This window comes from Sorangium sp. So ce302 (genome assembly GCF_051530145.1).
GTDB lineage: Bacteria > Myxococcota_A > Polyangia > Polyangiales > Polyangiaceae > Sorangium > Sorangium cellulosum_B.
Genome location: NZ_CP150326.1, coordinates 8398884 through 8415110, shown reverse-complemented (window position 1 = coordinate 8415110; position 16227 = coordinate 8398884). Strand labels below are relative to the sequence as shown.

Genomic DNA, 16227 nt, shown 5'->3' with positions numbered 1-16227 from the left:
CTCATGGCGTCTTGGCGGTTTATTTCTCGCTTGATCAACGTGGTCGGTATTCTAGCGAGCTGTCATGCGTTGTGCCGATTGCCCAACAGGCGTCTGGTGCCGGCCGCGCTTCGCCCTGCGGCGGACCGCGACGGCCGGCAGGTCAGAAGTCGTCGCGGAGGCGCACGGTGTCGAGCTCGCGCCGGAGCATTCGCTGAAAGATGCCCGGCGCCACCCACGAATAGACGCATATCCCGAGCCAGGCATACCCGATGAGCTGGGCGCCCGCCGGGCGGTCGAGGTCCTCGAGGGCGAGGCGGAGGAAGCGCTGCGCGACGTACGCGGCGAGCAGGACGAGCATCGCGCTCGGACCGAGCCCCGCGAGCACCGAGCTCACCCGGAACCAGAGGCCGAGGAGCAAGCTCTCGCGCGCCTTGATGGCGGCGAGGAGCCTCAGCGCGTCCGGATCGCTCACGTCGGCGCGGATCGCCCAGACCGCGTGCTCGCGCGCGCCGCTCACGTCCCCGCGCCGGAGGAGCACGTGCCCCATGAGGACGAGCGCGTCGGCGTGCTCGGGCTCGGCCTCCAACGCGGCGCGCGCCCAGCGCTCGGCGTCGTCGACGCGGCCGCGCGCGAGGTGCGCATCGCCGAGGGCGACGAGCGTCTCGATGTCCTCCGGGTCGAGCTCGAGCGCCTGGGTCAGGAGCTCGGCGGCGCGATCGTCGCGATCATGGTACCGCTCGACGGCGGCGAGGCCGCGCAGCGGCGCGGGCTCCGACGGATCGAGGCCACGGGCCGTCTCGAAATGCTCCCGCGCCTCGCTCGGCTTCCTGTGCGCGAGCAGGACGCGGCCGAGGACCAGGTGCGCGAGCGGCGACTCGGGGGCGAGCCCGCGCGCCGTCTGCGCCTCGATGAGCGCCGCCCCGAGCCGCTTCAGCCGCAGGAGGGCCACGGCGAGCAGCGCGTGTGCGCGCGGCGCATCCGGATCGAGCGTGAGCGCCCGGCGGAACCAGTCGATCGCGGCTGGCAGCTGCCCGCGATTCAGCGCGCTCACCCCCAGGTCGGTCGCGCGGTCGGCGTCGTCTTGCCCCTCCATCACATCACCACGATCCCGAGCCAGTTCGAGGCCTCGAACGCGGCGCGCACGACGTGATCCCGGGCGATGGCGGCCGCGATGGCGACCGCGGCGCCCTGGCGGACGCGCCCGCCGAAATACTCGTAGATCCCGAAGCTCCGGTGCTGCGACATATAGAGCCAGTACGCTGCGCCGAGCTTCGCCGCGGTGATGATCACGAACGCATAGGCGAGCGATCGATCGGGCAGGTGGAGCGCCGAGATGACCGAGGCGCTCACCTGGGCGAGCACGACCGCCGCCGCCGGCGTGAGCGCGGCGATGAGCGCTTCTCGCCGGAAGCCCGCGCTGCCCATGGCCTTGCCGTTGAAGATGAACCACGGCAGCCCGGCCCAGCTCCCCGCGAGCATCGTCGTGAGCAGCGGCCAGAACGGGTTCACCGTGTACTCGGCGAGCCGGCCCGGGCGGGGCTCGTCGGCGATGGTGTAGGCGGCGCCCACGTCAGCCCTTCCCGTGGCGCTTGAGGAAGTCGAGCACCTCGTCGTATTGCCCGGCCTCGTTCGCATAACGCGCGTAGTTGCGCGCCGTCGTGAGCCACTCCAGGGTGGTCGGCTTCACGTCGCGCAGCGCGGCCACGAGGTGAGCCTCCGCGATGGGCACCTCGGCCTTCTCGCCGAGCGAGGCCTCGATGGCCTCGTCGCTTGCCGTCTCGACGAGGTGCTCGAGGTCTGCGCCCGAGAAGCCGGACGTCCTCGCGGCGAGCGCCGCCACGTCGATATCGCGCGCTGAGGGGCGGACGTCGAGGAGGCGGCGGAGGATCGCCTCGCGCCCCTCTCGATCGGGCGGCGGCACGAAGAGCACGCGGTCGAAGCGACCGGGGCGGCGGAACGCGGCGTCGACGGCCCAGGGGACGTTCGTCGCGCCGAGGATGAGGACGCCCGCGTTGTTCTGGGCGAAGCCGTCCATCTCGGCGAGGAACTGGCTCACCAGCTTGGCGCTCGTCGCCTCGCGCGTGTGCTGGCGCTTGCCGGCGAGGGCCTCGAGCTCGTCGAAGAAGAGCACGGCCGGCGCGCTCGATCGGGCCTTCTCGAAGATGGCGTGGAGCTTTCGCTCCGACTCGCCGATGTACATGTCGAGGATGTCGTGGATGGCGACGTTGAAGAACCCGGCCTTGCACTCGCCGGCCGTCGCGCGCGCGAGGAGCGTCTTGCCGCAGCCCGGCGGGCCATAGAGGAGGATGCCGCCGCCGACGCGCTTCTTGAAGCGCTGGAAGAGCGACGGCTTCTGGAAGGGCATGATGATGCGGCGCTCGATTTGCTTCTTGACGTCCGCGAGGCCGCCGACGTCGGCGAACGTGACCGCCTTCGCCTCCGGGTGGAGCAGGCGCGCCATGACCGGCGCGTCGGTGTCATCGTTCGAAATGACGCGCATGCGCGGGCGCTCGCCGGCCGGAACTATCTCGCGTATGCGCGCCCCGAGCAGCGCCTTGAGGTCGACGTCCTCGAGCGTCGGGTTCTCGGCGACGGCATCCTGGTATGCCTGGACAGCCTCTTTCGGACGGCCGAGCGCGTGGAGGACGCGCGCCCGGAGCATCTGCGTCTCGCCGTCCGTCGCGTCCGTGAGCTCGAGGGACCGCTCGAGATCACCCGCCGCGAACAGGGCGCGGGCCGCGGCGCGCCGCTGCTCGGGGCGCTCGAAGAGCGCCGCTCCGGCGTCGCGCACGAGCCGAGCCGCCTCGGTGGCCTCGCCGCGCTCGACGAGCGCCGCCACGACGACCGTGAGGAGATCCACGTTGCGAGGGGAGGCGGCGAGCGCCGCCCGGAGCGAGGCCAGAGTCGCGTTGTCCACCCGGCTATGACCCATACCGCAGCGCGTTCGAGATTGCTATGGGCTCCGCCTTTGCTCCCTCGTGCGGGCGCGCCGCTGTGTCGGGGGCGGTGGAATCATCCGCACGAGACGGTGCTCCAGCGCGCGGTGCGAGAGGTCGCCTTCGCCGCCGGTCTATCGAGGTGCGCGAGCTGCCACACCCCTGCGTCACTCCTTCGCCGCGCATCTGCTGGAAACCTCCCGATCAGGCGGCCGCGCCGCGTCATCCAGGCGCGACGCCGCGCGACGCCTCCGGCTGCGCGTCCGCCGCGCCCCCTCCAGGCGCCCGCGGCCTCCAGAAAAGGCGGCTGGCGCCGTTGTTCGACGGATCTTTATATCCCCTCCGAACCGAAGTTCCTACCCTGCGGCGCTGGACAGCATTTGGGCCTTGTGACGCAGCGCCGATCCGTGAGACTTTTCGTGGGGGAGGGCACGAAAGGCGACGATCTCTACAGACCTGGTCCGGCGGCTCCGGTTGACCAATCGACGGATGGTTCGGCCGACAGAGGCGCGACGACCAGGTGGAGCGTATCGAATGGCCACGCGTGCCACGTTGAACCGGAATCGCTCTGCGCAGGTGAGAGACATTTGACTGGCCGACGAGTGCTCGCGGTATCCCTTGCGGTCGGATGCGTCGGCTTTGCCGGACTGGCCTTCCTGGCCCGCTCGGGCCGCCTGCCCTCACTCGCGCCTGGCTCGCGCCCGTACCGCCCGGTGTCGGACCAAGAAGCCGCGGTCTTCGATCGAGCAACGAGGGATATTCATCCGGACGACGTCCGCGGCAGTCCTGACCGATACGGCAAGACACTGGTTGCCTGGGCGGGCGTCTTGCGATCGTACAAGGTGTCGAAGGAGAACGACGCCACGGTGCTGCGGTTCGACATCGAGCATCGGTACTTTGACTGGATCGAAGACTCTGGCCTTCAGCGGGCTCGTTACTTCCTCTCCCCGAGAGGGGAGGGGACCATCAGGGCAGCATGGTCCATGCCCCTTGAAGCGTTTGAGTCCATTCCCGAGAAGATCCATGAGGGTGACATGTTCGTCGTGTACGGCTATCCTGCCGATGTGCGGGGGCAGATCGTAGGAATATTCCCCACGGAATACGTGCGGTTGATCCAAGCGGATCTCTACACTGGTCGGCAGCTCGACTACGGCCGAACGGACGCGGCGCCATGAGGGGTCACCAGGCGCGTACGTGGACGCCGCGCGCTTCGAGGGCGCGCTGTACGACGAGAGCACGGTGTCTCCCCGCCGCGTCGTGCCGCCCGGCGCGGTGCGAGCGCCGGCGCTGAGCCCCCCGCTACGATGTCCCCCGCGCCCGTAGACGGCCCTGGGCAGCGCCGCCGCGCACCGCTGCGCGCCGCGAGCGGAAGGCCGTTGGACGGGCGGGGACCACTTCTGTACTCTATCGATCGCTGCGACTCATGCCGGAAGACCTGGACGTTCAGTACCTGGAGGGATTCGTCGCGGATCCCGCGGCCATGTTCGACATGGCGGAGCGGAATCTCTCGTGGGACGACCGGATGCATTCACGTCGAACCGCCTCGTGCGGGGTGGCGTACAACTACTCAGGCATCTCTTACCCGGACTGCGAGATGCCGCCCTTCGTGCAGGACCTCGCGGCCCGCCTCGCCGGCGTGGTGGGGCATCCGATCAACAACTGCCTCGCCAACTTCTATGCCGATGGGACGGCGAAGATGGGCTTTCACTCGGACTCCAGCGCCGGCGTCGTCGCTGGAACGACGACCTCGATCCTGTCGCTGGGCGCGCCTCGCGTCCTCACCTTCCGCCGGAGCCTTCGCCGGGACGAGACGCACGACATGGCCCTGGCGCCCGGCTCGCTCCTGATCATGCGCGCCAGCGTTCAGGAGGGGTGGCAGCATGCCGTCCTCGCCGTCGACGCCGCGGGCCCGCGGATCAGCCTCACATTCCGATTCCTATCTCTTTGAAATGGCGGTAGCCGCCGGGGCGCGCCCCCGAAGGAGGAAGACGTGGCGAGAGGACGAACGCAGCGAACCGCGACCGTCGGCGTCGCCGAGCACGGCAACTCGGCGGTGCTCGTCACTCTCGCGCCCGGCGGCGAGCTCCTCGATCGCCGGCGCATCGACCTTACCGAGGGCTTGCCGACGCACCCGCATCACCACGAAGGGTCGTGGGCGGTGGGCCGTTACCTCGACACCCCGGGAGCGCGAGCGCTCTCGCTTGCCGACGCCGTGGCGCTCGTCGACCGCGTGCGAGCGTCCGCCGCGCGCGGCGGACGCGAGGGCCTCGAGGCGCTGGCCGCGGCGGTGCCCGTGCCGATCGCGCGCATCGCGATCCGCGTGTGCCCCGAGCTCCCGCCGACGACCGAGGAGCGGATCGCCGACAATCGCGCGCAGACCGTCGCCGACTCCGTCATGTATCGCGAGGCCCTCGCGGCCGCAGCCGAGGCGCGCGGCTGGTCCGTGCACTGGTACGACCGCGAGCGCGTTTTTCGCGACGCTGCAACGGCGCTCGGCCGCGATGACGTGAACGATCTTCTGTCCGCGATGGGCCGATCGATCGGGCCGCCTTGGCAGGCTATCCACAAGCTTGCGGCAGCGGCGGCGCTCGCGGCCACAGGGCATCCAGCGTCGCGGGCAACCAGCGGATAACATGCAGTTGTAGTGGACGGTGATACGGTATTGTACATGACTCCTCGTTGAGCCGCCGCTGAACTGCGGCGTTGACCTTGGGGCGAGGGTGAGCAGGTTCCGATGAACAAGCTACCGAGGCTTGATGTCGCGTTCGATGAGCCCTCGGCGGGATGGCTCGCAGTAGAGATTCGGACCGCGGATCAGCGGGTACACGAGAATTTCTCGCACATCTACCCGACGTTGCCGGATCTCTGCTCCGCCCTCTGCGACGCGCTGGGCGGTAGACCATCGCGCCGCGTCACGTTCCTTCTGGAGCCAGCGGAGCTCGAGCTGACCATCGTGCCGGAGGGCCCTACGGTGTCCGTCCTGAGCCTCCGGATGTTCCGGGATCGATTTCGGACGCTGACTCCGGCGCCAATCCTGGAGTTCCACGGAGCGGCGACAGCGATCGTCCTGACGTTCTGGCGCGCGCTTCGGCGACTCCAGACGTGCTTGCCGGCGTCACAGTTCAGCGAGAGGTTTCGCGAGCCCTTCCCAGAGCTTGATATGGAAGCGCTGACCCGGCTGGTCACAGCTCAGAAAGCGCAGGTCGATCGATGACGACCAAGAAGGCCGACCCGCCGCTGGGCAACAGAGGGATTGATGCCGAGAATGTGCTACACGCTCCCTTTGGCCGGACACGCACTCCGCAGCGTCGATCGTGTCGGTTGAATGGTAGAAAAGGCGGCCACCCAGCAGGCCGGCCAGCCGTCAGCGCGACCTACGTCGCCCACCTGGAGCCAGACCGTCCCCTATGCCGCCCTCGAAGCCATACTCCATCGCGCGCGCCGAGCTCATCGCAAAGCAGGTCGGCCGGTTCGCGACCCAGCACGTTCACCAGTTGGCGGGACATCATGCAAATCTTGCTTTCTGGATCGCTGAAGCGGCGGCAGCGATCCGAGCCATTGACGAGTATCAGCATCGATTTCGACAACTCCAGGACGCGCAGCGCTCGTGGGTGCGGCAGCACGACACAAAGATCACGAGATACTGCCCAGTCTGCCGCGGCGCATGTGAATTCGGTCCGCAGACCCCGGACCGTCCGCGTCGTGTCCCATCCGAAGACCTCGCCGCTGCGCGCGAGGCTGTTCGAAGCGCGGTCCGGCAGTTTCTCGTTCGGCTCTATCACGCGGGATTCGTCGCCGAAGCCGAGGTCCGCCGGTCGGCTGACCTCGTTGGCGCTTCGATCGAGCCAGAGGACCTGGAGCGAGGTGACGAAGCTCGCTGACCTGGCGGTGCACCCGACGCCTGATCTCGGTCGCTTCACTTCCTCGGCCCGGCGCGGGTGAACGCCGACCCGTCAGGTCCGCGGAGTGCGAGGAATGCTCGTTGTCGCGTCGGGGAAGAGGCTGGACGGAGGTTGCCAGATGACCGAGACGGAATGGCTGGTGTGTACTCGGACCAACCCCATGCTCCGCTTCCTGCTCGGACTCGGTCCGAAAGAGCTGCGGGTCGTGGACATCAAGACGTTTCCGGCCTGCAGGGGGAGTGACCGCAAGATGCGGCTGTTCGCCTGTGCATGTTATTACCGCGTGCGCGCCCTGCTCCCCGATGAGCTCGCAGAAGCAGCAGTGGAAACAGCGAGCCGTCACGCCGATGGCCTGGTCACGCAGGAGGAACTCCAGGCAGCCGAGGCGCTGGTCCGGCAGGCGCTCGACTCTCTGGAGGGTAGGTGGCGGGCGTCCCATGGGGCCGAACGTATCTCGCTCCAGCCGACGCACGACGCGCTGGCCCTGAGCTTTCAGGTGGTTCGGCCACAAGCTCCGAAGGCCGCGTACTACGCCTCGTCCAATGCTTGTCTGGCAGCTGCTGCCATTGCCAATCCTGGCGCCGCGCCTGAGGATGCTTCATTCTCCGCCAGCAGCGCCGCGCAAGAGCGCGCTCAGGCCGGCGTACTCCGCGACATCTTTGGCAACCCGTTCCGCGCGGTGGCATTCGACCCGCGCTGGCGGACCTCGACGGCCGTCGGGCTGGCTCGGCAGATGTATGAGAGCCGCGTCTTCGGGCCGATGCCGATCCTGGCCGACGCCTTGCTGGACGCCGGGTGCGACGACGCCGACGTGCTCGGCCACTGCCGTGGCGACGGGCCGCACGTCCGCGGGTGCTGGGTGATCGACTCGCTGCTCGGAAGGAAATAGGTTGAGCGCTCGATCCCGGATGGGCCCGCCTCGACGACCGGCAGGTCGCCCACGCCGAGCGGTCCTGATCCTCCCGAGTGTGCCGCGCACTACGAGGACGGGTCGGGGCGACCTGGGCGCGCGCGCCTGGGCCTGGTATGCTCCACATATCGAGACCGATGCCCCTGTCAATCTCCAACGTCCGCGAGTTGTTGCGCCGCGCAGATGCGGAGCGCTGGTGTGCTCAGACAATCGACGGCTCGGGCGAACCGTGCAAGTGGCTGCCTGTTGTGAAATATTCCGCTCGATTCAATCCGACTCAGCACGCGATCGGCTTGATCGATTCTGGCGAGTGGACATCGCAGTACGCGGATGGCCTGCGTGTTGCGCCGCCGAAGAACCTTGTGGGATTCATGCCGATGCTCGAGTTCGACCGCCCGGCGGTCCTATCTATGATGGATCAGGGCCTCGCAAGCCAGGGTGTCCCATCGAAGGTCCTTCGCACATTTCCGTTCGACCATCTCCTCGTCCTCGCACTCGAAAGTTCGTCGCATTGGCGACAGCATGCCGAGGCATGGGTCGACTCAGGCTACCCGCCGAACGACCGCATCGCCGCGCTGCTGCCGCGAAATTCCCGCGTCCGGGAGTGGGCGGAGTCCCGGATCGACGCCATTCTCCGAGGAACGTAGAAGCTCCGCACGTTTTTTCATTTTGTTAGACCGCCAACAATCAGAAACCAGGAGAGAGTACGTCATGCAGGATGAACAAGCGGCGGCGCCAGACGACACGGCGGTTCGGGTCGCCTTGTGGCGTGCGCTGCACGTGGAAGCCGATGCGCCGCCGCACGTGTTCGAAGACGACGTCGGGTTGAAGCTGGCGGCTCCGGACGACGGGTGGCGCGGCCGTCCGGACATGAGCCCGTTCACGCGGCCCTTCCGCGCCTCCATCCTGGCCCGCGCCCGCTTCGTCGAAGATCTCGTCGCGGAGCAAGCCGCCCGTGGCGTCGGGCAGTATGTCATCCTCGGAGCGGGCCTGGACACCTTCGCCCAGCGTCGGCCGGAGCTTGCCTCCCGCCTGCTCGTGTTCGAGATCGACCGGCCCAGCCCCCAGGCGTGGAAGCGCCAGCGCCTCCTCGACCTCGGGCTCGGCGTTCCATCGTTCCTGCGGCTCGTGCCGGTCGACTTCGAGGCAGGCGACGCGTGGTGGGAGCGGCTGGCGGCCTCGGGCTTCGACTCGGGGCGGCCGGCGGTCGTGGCGTCGACCGGTGTCAGCATGTACCTGACCAGGGACGCCATCGCGGCGACGCTGCGCCAGGTCGCGGCGCTCGCCCCGGGCTCCACGCTCGCCATGTCGTTCATGCTTCCGATCGAGCTGGCGGATCCGGAGGTGCGTCCCGGGATCGAGCGAGCGGCAGCGGGGGCCAGAGCCAACGGCACGCCGTTCATCAGCTTCTTCACGCCGGCAGAGATGCTGGCGCTGGCCCGAGATGCCGGTTTCAGAGAGGTCCAGCACGTATCGGCCGCTGCGCTTGCAGAGCGCTACTTCACGGGCAGGACGGATGGCCTTCGTCCGCCGAACAATTCAGAGGAATTGCTGGTGGCGACGACCTGAATCAAGCGGTCTAACCAGTCGTTGGACCGATCCGAGTTGCATCTACTTCACCATGCGGAAGCTCGCGTGCCGTAGCCAGGAGCGCGCGAGCGCCGCGTCTCCGTAGTGGGAGCGCGCCGTCGCGAACAGCACGCCCGTGACGCCACCTGGATTCTCGATCCTGACGGGCTTGTCATCTTGAAGGCCGTCCAGCTGTGGTCCGATCGCCAGCTGCCCACCGAAGTCGATAACTCCACCTTCCGCCTCGGCCAGGTCGATGCACAACCTGGCGAGCAACCGATGATCTTCGTCGTCGTTGCACATCGCGGCGAATGAAACGACGTCTTCTGGCGACCATCCGAGCACCTCCGGGAGGCCCGCATCGAGGATCTCGGATATGGCTTCGGGAACTTCGGGCCCAACGGTCAGAATGAACGGGCGTCGGTCAACCCAGAAGTCGTCACCACGAACATCATCGGCGATGCGCGAGATCGCACTTCGAAGCGCGGTGACTCGCTCCGCGCTCATCTTCGACGGCAGCAACACGGACGCCACTGGACCGGCCATTCCCGGAGCGTACGCTCTCGATCCATGGCCGTCCACCGAGGCGTCGCATCCGCCGAGCTTCGAAGCTTCGTCCGTCGTCCTGAGGAGTGCTATCCTGAACGAACATGGGCAGGTGGCGTCGGACGGCCTCCGGTGAACGGCGGACACCTCGTATCGCGGGTGCCGCCGTCATGGCGCTGGCCGCGCTGCTGTTCGCACCCGCGGCCGGCGTGCGCGGCGATCCGCTGCCGCCGCTGCCGGGACCCGCGCCGCAGGGGAGACCGCAGGGCTTCTCCGCGCGCATCGAGAACCAGCGTTGCGAGGCGTGCCACGAGGACATCGCGGCCGAATGGCGCGCCTCGCTGCACCGGCAGGCGTTCACGGATCGCGTCTTCCAGAGGTCCTACGCGATCGAGCCGCTGCCCTTCTGTCGTGGCTGCCATGCGCCCGAGGCCGATCCGGCCCACCACCCCGGCGCGGACGCGCAAGCGGTGGGCGTGGGGTGCGTCACCTGCCACCTCGTGGCCGGCGAGGTCGTCGCCGCGCGCGGCCGGGACGCGCGCGGCGGCGCGCACGCGGTCCGTGGCGACGCGCGGCTCTCGACCGATGAGGGCTGCGCCCGCTGCCATCAGTTCGATTTTCCGCGAGCGCCCGGCGTCGCCATGCAGGACACCGTGGCCGAGCACCGCTCCGGTCGCTTCGCGGAGCGACCCTGCCGCGATTGCCACATGCAGCTCGTTCAGGGCATCGCCGGGAGACCGCACCGCGATCATCGCTTCTCGGTGGTCGGGGATCCGGCCGTGCTGCGCTCCGCGATCGACGCCAGCGCGTCGCGGAGCGGCGCGAACGCCATCGAGGTGAGCGCGCGCGTGGTCGCGGCGGGGCACGCCGTCCCCACGGGCGATATGTTCCGCCGGCTCGAGGTCCGCGCCTCGGCCGTCGATGCGGAGGGCGCGATCGTGGCCATCGCCGCGCCTGTGATCCTCGAGCGGAGGTTCTCCGTGCGCCCGGTCGAAGGAGGCATCGAGCGCGTCCCGGCCGGCGATACGCGCCTTCCCGCCTCGGGGGCGCCGCGCGTCCTGCGGCTCGTGTTCCCGGCCGCCATCGACGGGCTCGCGGTGCGCTGGGAGGTGGTCTATCAGCGCATGGGCGCCGCGATGGGCGCGGCCTTCGGCGTCGATCCGGCCGCGGACGAGGTGGTCCTCGCCGCGGGCACGCTGGGCGCGCGCCCGGTTGTCATCCGCCGACCAGCGCTCGCTCCGGTACCATGAGCGCCGCCATGCGAACCCGTCGCCTTCCCGCCCTCCTGCTGCTTGCGCCTTTCTTCGCTGCTGCTTGCCGGCCCGCGCCGCCTCCCGCGACGGCGCGCGCCGAGATCGCCACGCCGCCGAAGCCCCCCGTCGTGGCCGCGCCCCCGGCGGCCGCGCCCGGGCCTTCGCCGCTCGTCAGCGTGAAGACCCTGGCGCGCGTGCCTGAAGCGTTCGTGCTCGACGGCGACGTGGCGGAGTGGGGCTCGCTGGTCCCGCCGCCGCCGCCACGTCCTCCGCGGCCCGCGCGTGGGGAGAGCGCGCCTCCGCCGCCCTCGACCAGCGCGATGGATGCGCCTTCGCACGTCGCCCTGGTGCTCTCCAGCGCGGGCGTCACCCTCGCGGCGGAGCTCGACGAGGGATCACAGGGCGGGATCTGGCTGGGGCTCGGCTTCGGCGCGCCGGAGCTGCCGCCCATCGGCTACTTCCAGCGCGGGGGCGGGGTGATGCCGCTCAACTGCGAGACCGACATGGGCGGCGAGCCGCTCCCGGCCGACGTGCAGAAGGCCTGCCATGAAACGCTGGCCCAGCATGACGCGTTCACCGCCGGCTACGAGGCGCGCTTCGTGCGGTTCTTCCGGCTGGATCGCGGCGGCCTCTCGGGGATCGGCGAGGACGGGAAGGGACGCTTGATCGAAGGTGCGAAGGCGGCGGTGAAGGGCGGCGAGGGGAGGTTCACCATCGAGGCCACGCTGCCGACCTCGGCGCTGCCCCGCGCCTCGTCGGCGCCCATCGACAGCATCCGGCTCTTCGCGCGGGCGGCGGACGCGCCGCGCCCGCCGGCGCCGGCGGACGAAGAGTGGGTCTGGCGGGAGATCCCGGAGCCGGTGAGCTACGAGCCCTTCGCAAACCTCCGCGCCCTGGCGTTCCAGGCGTCGGAGCCGATCGGCGGCGCCCCCATGTCGTACCAGCCGGGAGATCCGCTCGAGCTCGAGGTCATCGGCTATGCGCGGGGCTCGGACGGTACCGCCCTGGAGCCCATGCGCCAGGGACTCTACAGCCCGATATCCACGATAGGGGACGTCGAGATCGGCGAGCTCTTCCTGCGGCGGCCTGCCCTCGCCATCCTGCGCAAAGGCGAGATCGTCGACACCATCGAGACCTCCGGTGCGCCGACGGGCATCGAGAGTCGCAACAAGGAGCTTCACATGTTCTTCTACGATCAGTACACGTCGACGGACATCTGGGCCGAGAGCGCGGACTGGCGGGTCATCGGCATCAAGCCGAGCGGCGAGTACACCGAGCTCCTGGAGGGGGCCGTGAACAACGGTCCCTGGGAGAAGGACGTCGAGGAGTTCCATTCGACGCGCTTCGACCGCTTCGGGATCCGCGGTACGCCGTGGCGCCACGACGCCGAGGGTGAAGCGCCGCGCCCCGTGGAGATCACGTGGCGCTACGACGCGACGACGCGGATGTATCGGCCGAGCACGCGCGTGCTGCCAGCCACGAAGGCGAAGAAGGCGCGGTGAGGCGGAGAGCGCGTGACGCGCGCTCGACCGGCTGGAGCAGGGTACCCGGAGCGATCGACGGCGCGCGGTGGGAGCGTGGGTGCGATCCGCGGCCAGACGAATCGACGCCGCGTCGCGGCGTTGGCACACAAGGACGAAGCTCCCGGGCAGTGTGCCAGCCTCTGACCCTCGTGTCATGAGGGGGCTCCGGCGGCGCGTCCACGCACCGCGGCACCGACGGCACGAGCTCCTCGACAAACTCGCCGGACCCGCAAGGGCCGACCTGTCTCCAGGGCACCGACACCGACGCGTTACAATTTCGCCGTGAACGGTACGTTATTTGCAATGGGCGTGAAGCGGAAAGGTTGCGCTTCATGTCCAATCAGCTGCCGTCGTCTTCCTCTGCTCGATCATGGTCGTCCCGCACGCGAGCCATCTCGCTGTTCGCCCTGCTTGCCCTCCCGTCTGCCGTCTTCGCGGCGGGGTGCGCTGACAAGCCGGACAACATCTACAACTACTATTACACGGACGGGGAGGGCGGCGCCGGGGGCGCCGGCGGCGCCGGGAGTGCCGGTGGCGCCGGCGGCGCGCCCGAGCCGTACCCGGGAGCGCCGGTGGCGGACACCGAGGTGGCCGAACTCGCGCTCGACGTCTTCGGCACCGTCGGCAACCGCTACTGGTTCGCCGTCTCGGAAGAGCAGCTCGAGTACATGAACGAAGGGCTCGGCGGCATCGGGGGCCCCATCAAGAGGGACGCATTCGGGGACATCTACTCACCGACCGGGGAGGACACGACCTTCGCGGATCATCTGTGGGTGACGACGGCCGGCGCCGAGGGCAAGACGGCCGACTACGGCAAGGTCCAGGTGGGGGTCGCCGGCCAGTCGACGCAGCGGCCCTGGACGAAGCGAACCATCCCCAACCTCAACATCGACGCCGACGAGTTCGTCGAGAAGCAACGGCTCGGCGGCTTCGAGCACGTGCGCTTCAACAACGGCCAGGTCGGCAGCATCTTCCGCGAGCGCCTCACGCTCGATCTCTATGCTCGCCTCGATTATCCGGCTCCCCTGACCAACTACGCCTGGCTGTCGAGCAACGTCTGGGGCGCGGAGGTGGCCATCCCCTACATCGTGGTCGAGCGCTACAAGAAGGCGTTCTGCGCCCGCCTCGAGGGCAAGCTCGGCGGCGGCTGCGCCAACATCTGGGAGTTCGCCGGAGACTTCGCCGTCGACGTCCCGGGGGGCGGCGGGATCCCGCTCCCCATCGACATGGTGCCGTTCGGCGCGAGCGTCTTCGACGATTCAGAGAACTGCCAGCTCAAGGAGTGTGACAACACCCGCGCGAAGGAGCTCGAGGAGCTGATCGCCGAGACGCCGCCTGGCGAGGGCTTCAAGGCCGCGCTCGAGGGCTGGATCGACTGGCCGGCGTTCCACCGGTTCCAGTGCCTGTCGTGGGTGCTCGCCACCGGCGACGACGCGATCCACAACAGCAACAACGTCGTGCTGGTCGAGCGGGCCGATGGTCTGTTCCAGTACCTGCCGTACTCGGTCGACATCAGCCTGGGGCAGAGCTGGTATCCGGTGGTGCCCCTGGCCGGCATGAACGCGCTGGCGCGCGGGTGCCAGAGCGAGCCGGCCTGCTGGGCCGACACGATCGCGGCGTGCGAGGAGGTGATCGAGGAGTTCACCGCGCTGGACCCGAACGCGGTGCTGAAGGGTCTCTACGAGCAGCTGTCGGACGAGGGCATGCTCCGCTCGGGCGACGAGCAGCGATACGAGGAGCTGGACGCCTGGCTCACCCAGCAGCTCGAGGTCCTGCCGGTGGAGCTGGAGAGGAACCGCGAGCAGCCGCAGCTCTGCATGCCTCCCCAGATCGATTGCGGCGGCTACTGCGGCTTTCCCCAGGACTGCGGCCTCTGCGTTCCTCCCCTGGTCGACTGCGGCGGTTACTGCGCCTATCCCAAGGAGTGCGGCGGCGGCGGAGCGGGCGGCGAAGACCCGGGTGCTGGAGGCGCGGGCGGAGCCGGAGGGGGCGGCGGCGACGCGGGCGCCGGAGCAGGCGGCGGCGACGCGGGTGCGGGCGGAGCTGGCGGTAAAGCAGCGGACTGACGCCGGCTGAACCCCGAGGGAGGGGGCTTCGCCGTGGAGCTCCCTCTCAGGGCGAAGCCTCGAACAGGCACCGCGTGATCGGGATGGCGACGTCTTCCCAGACATACAGGTAGTATTTCGTGCCCGGAACGAGCTCCTCGGGGCTCCCCTCGGCGGGATAGCCCTGCTTCGTGCCCGGTGGGACCTCGCCGTAGGTGATACCGCTCTTGACGGGCTCGGCGCTCGAGGGCACGTCGAGCCGCCAGATCGTCCCCTCGGGCAGGTCGAAATTGGGCGGAGCGCCCGGGTTCTCGGCGTTCGCCGACAGGACGTAAACGTAGCGGGCGTCGCCGCCGCTCCACGTGATCCTGCCTGCGGCGTCCACGCCTTCTCCTGCCGCGCAGTCGCCTGGCACGTAGAGGCTCTGTTCATGGAGCGGCCCGCCGAACGGGGTCTCGTCCGCGAAATCCTCCTTCGTGAATCCGCGGCGCAGGAGCTCGCCCTCGAAGAACGCGACCATGCGCGCCGGGTCCGTGGAGGGCAGCCCGCTGACGTCACGGGAGAAGCCGTTGTTCTGGTCCGGCGGGTACGCGCCGAGCGCCGCCGAGGAGACCCAGCCGGCGGCCAGCGCGAGGCCCGTTGGATAGAAGCTGTCGGTCCAGACCGGGCCGGCCTCGATGTACCAGTTCGACGGCCCCGCGGCCGGCGCGGCCTTCTCCGAGTGACAGCACACGCACCCGCACGCCTCGGTCTGCTCCGTGACCCAGGCGAGCTCGCCGAGCCATTGCGGATCGGAGAGGCGTGGATCGTCGCTCGGCGTCTTGTAATCGGAGGGGGGCGCCGGCCAGTACGGGCGCTGCGTGAGGACCGGCTCGCACGACGCGTAGTCGGTGAACAGGCGGCCGGGCTCGGTGCAGCCCGAGATCGCGCCGAACGTGCAGACCTTCCCGCCGCTCTGCCCTGCCGGCTCGCCGGCCATCGGGTCGACGCAGACCTGCTCGGGCCACTGGAAGACGGCGCCGCCCGTGCCCACGCCGCCGCCGGGCTCCTCGGCCGCGCCCTCGCAGGCGTCGGGCTCGAACCGGCCGCCGCCGAACATCTCGCAGCCGCGCTGGGTCGAGGCGCACTGGCTCGTGTCGCCGCCGGGGAAGATGAGGGTGTACGCGTCGTCGGTCCCGCCGCCGAGCACGCACCGGCCGAGCGTCTCTGGATAGGCGCAGCTCTCGCCCCCGGTGAAGGTGGAGCCCTGGAGCGCCTTGCAGTCGGCCTCCGCGGCCTCGGCGGTCCAGCCCGCGCCTGTGTACTCACGACACTCCTCGGCCTGGCTGAAGGGGCTCGTATAGACGCAACGACCCGGCGACCCGGCGGCCTCCGGGGCCCCGGATGCGGCGTCTTCCTCTGTCTGCTGGCAGGCGCCCAGCCCTCCCAAGGCCGAGACGACGAGCGTTGCGCCCAGCATCACGTGCGGTGAACGGAGGAGCTCTTGCTTCACGGTCGAATCTCCTGAACGTCGCTGTCGGACGAGGTTGATTGTGATCTGCCCAACATATCTTCCCGGCGA

16 protein-coding genes are annotated in these 16227 nt (G+C 69.3%); 11 read left to right on the top strand and 5 right to left on the bottom strand.

Translation table 11 applies throughout. From position 1 onward, the window contains the following. Positions 1 to 142 precede the first annotated feature (142 nt). The 3 genes from WME73_RS31825 to WME73_RS31815 are packed head-to-tail and all read right to left on the bottom strand — an operon-like array spanning position 143 to position 2899. Positions 143 to 1075, bottom strand: coding sequence for a tetratricopeptide repeat protein (locus tag WME73_RS31825; protein ID WP_437911979.1), 933 nt, complete (start codon positions 1073 to 1075; stop codon positions 143 to 145). Further along, positions 1075 to 1551, bottom strand: coding sequence for a hypothetical protein (locus tag WME73_RS31820; RefSeq protein ID WP_437911978.1), 477 nt, complete (start codon positions 1549 to 1551; stop codon positions 1075 to 1077). The genes WME73_RS31825 and WME73_RS31820 overlap by 1 nt, the downstream gene beginning before the upstream one ends. Position 1552: 1 nt before the next feature. After that, positions 1553 to 2899, bottom strand: coding sequence for an ATP-binding protein (locus WME73_RS31815; RefSeq protein ID WP_437911977.1), 1347 nt, complete (start codon positions 2897 to 2899; stop codon positions 1553 to 1555). Positions 2900 to 3520: 621 nt separating this feature from the next. Here WME73_RS31815 and WME73_RS31810 point away from each other — a divergent pair. The 8 genes from WME73_RS31810 (at position 3521) to WME73_RS31775 (ending at position 9299) form a co-directional block, all read left to right on the top strand. Continuing rightward, entirely contained in the window at positions 3521 to 4093 is a 573-nt protein-coding gene (locus tag WME73_RS31810; RefSeq protein WP_437911976.1) for a hypothetical protein, read from the top strand. Between the two features lie 248 nt (positions 4094 to 4341). Next, positions 4342 to 4866 carry an alpha-ketoglutarate-dependent dioxygenase AlkB gene (locus WME73_RS31805; RefSeq protein ID WP_437911975.1) on the top strand — a complete coding sequence of 175 codons (525 nt, stop codon included), beginning with the start codon at positions 4342 to 4344 and terminating at the stop codon, positions 4864 to 4866. 264 nt (positions 4867 to 5130) lie between these two features. After that, positions 5131 to 5550 carry a hypothetical protein gene (locus WME73_RS31800; RefSeq protein ID WP_437911974.1) on the top strand — a complete coding sequence of 140 codons (420 nt, stop codon included), beginning with the start codon at positions 5131 to 5133 and terminating at the stop codon, positions 5548 to 5550. 102 nt (positions 5551 to 5652) lie between these two features. Next, entirely contained in the window at positions 5653 to 6132 is a 480-nt protein-coding gene (locus WME73_RS31795) for a hypothetical protein (RefSeq protein ID WP_437911973.1), read from the top strand. Between the two features lie 193 nt (positions 6133 to 6325). Further along, positions 6326 to 6799 (top strand): hypothetical protein, encoded by a 474-nt coding sequence (locus tag WME73_RS31790; RefSeq protein WP_437911972.1) that lies wholly within the window; start codon positions 6326 to 6328, stop codon positions 6797 to 6799. 139 nt (positions 6800 to 6938) lie between these two features. Beyond that, entirely contained in the window at positions 6939 to 7709 is a 771-nt protein-coding gene (locus WME73_RS31785) for a hypothetical protein (RefSeq protein WP_437911971.1), read from the top strand. A gap of 158 nt (positions 7710 to 7867) precedes the next feature. Continuing rightward, positions 7868 to 8377, top strand: coding sequence for a hypothetical protein (locus tag WME73_RS31780; RefSeq protein WP_437740106.1), 510 nt, complete (start codon positions 7868 to 7870; stop codon positions 8375 to 8377). 64 nt (positions 8378 to 8441) lie between these two features. Continuing rightward, entirely contained in the window at positions 8442 to 9299 is an 858-nt protein-coding gene (locus tag WME73_RS31775; RefSeq protein ID WP_437917451.1) for a class I SAM-dependent methyltransferase, read from the top strand. A 42-nt stretch (positions 9300 to 9341) separates the two neighbouring features. Here WME73_RS31775 and WME73_RS31770 read toward each other — a convergent pair whose 3' ends face one another. Next, positions 9342 to 9845, bottom strand: coding sequence for a DUF6368 family protein (locus tag WME73_RS31770; protein ID WP_437911970.1), 504 nt, complete (start codon positions 9843 to 9845; stop codon positions 9342 to 9344). A gap of 170 nt (positions 9846 to 10015) precedes the next feature. Here WME73_RS31770 and WME73_RS31765 point away from each other — a divergent pair, with 170 nt between their 5' ends. The 3 genes from WME73_RS31765 to WME73_RS31755 all read left to right on the top strand — a co-directional run bounded on the left by WME73_RS31765 (position 10016) and on the right by WME73_RS31755 (position 14687). Further along, the gene (locus tag WME73_RS31765) at positions 10016 to 11095 is read left to right on the top strand and encodes a multiheme c-type cytochrome (RefSeq protein ID WP_437911969.1); all 1080 of its coding nucleotides are present in this window, start codon (positions 10016 to 10018) and stop codon (positions 11093 to 11095) included. Between the two features lie 8 nt (positions 11096 to 11103). Next, complete coding sequence (locus tag WME73_RS31760; RefSeq protein WP_437911968.1) at positions 11104 to 12600, top strand: hypothetical protein; 1497 nt, start codon at positions 11104 to 11106, stop codon at positions 12598 to 12600. Between the two features lie 353 nt (positions 12601 to 12953). Continuing rightward, positions 12954 to 14687 (top strand): CotH kinase family protein, encoded by a 1734-nt coding sequence (locus WME73_RS31755; RefSeq protein ID WP_437911967.1) that lies wholly within the window; start codon positions 12954 to 12956, stop codon positions 14685 to 14687. Positions 14688 to 14733: 46 nt separating this feature from the next. Here WME73_RS31755 and WME73_RS31750 read toward each other — a convergent pair whose 3' ends face one another. Continuing rightward, a complete protein-coding gene (locus WME73_RS31750) occupies positions 14734 to 16158 on the bottom strand; it encodes a proteinase inhibitor (protein WP_437911966.1) in 1425 nt (474 codons plus the stop codon). Between the last annotated feature and the right edge of the window lie 69 nt (positions 16159 to 16227).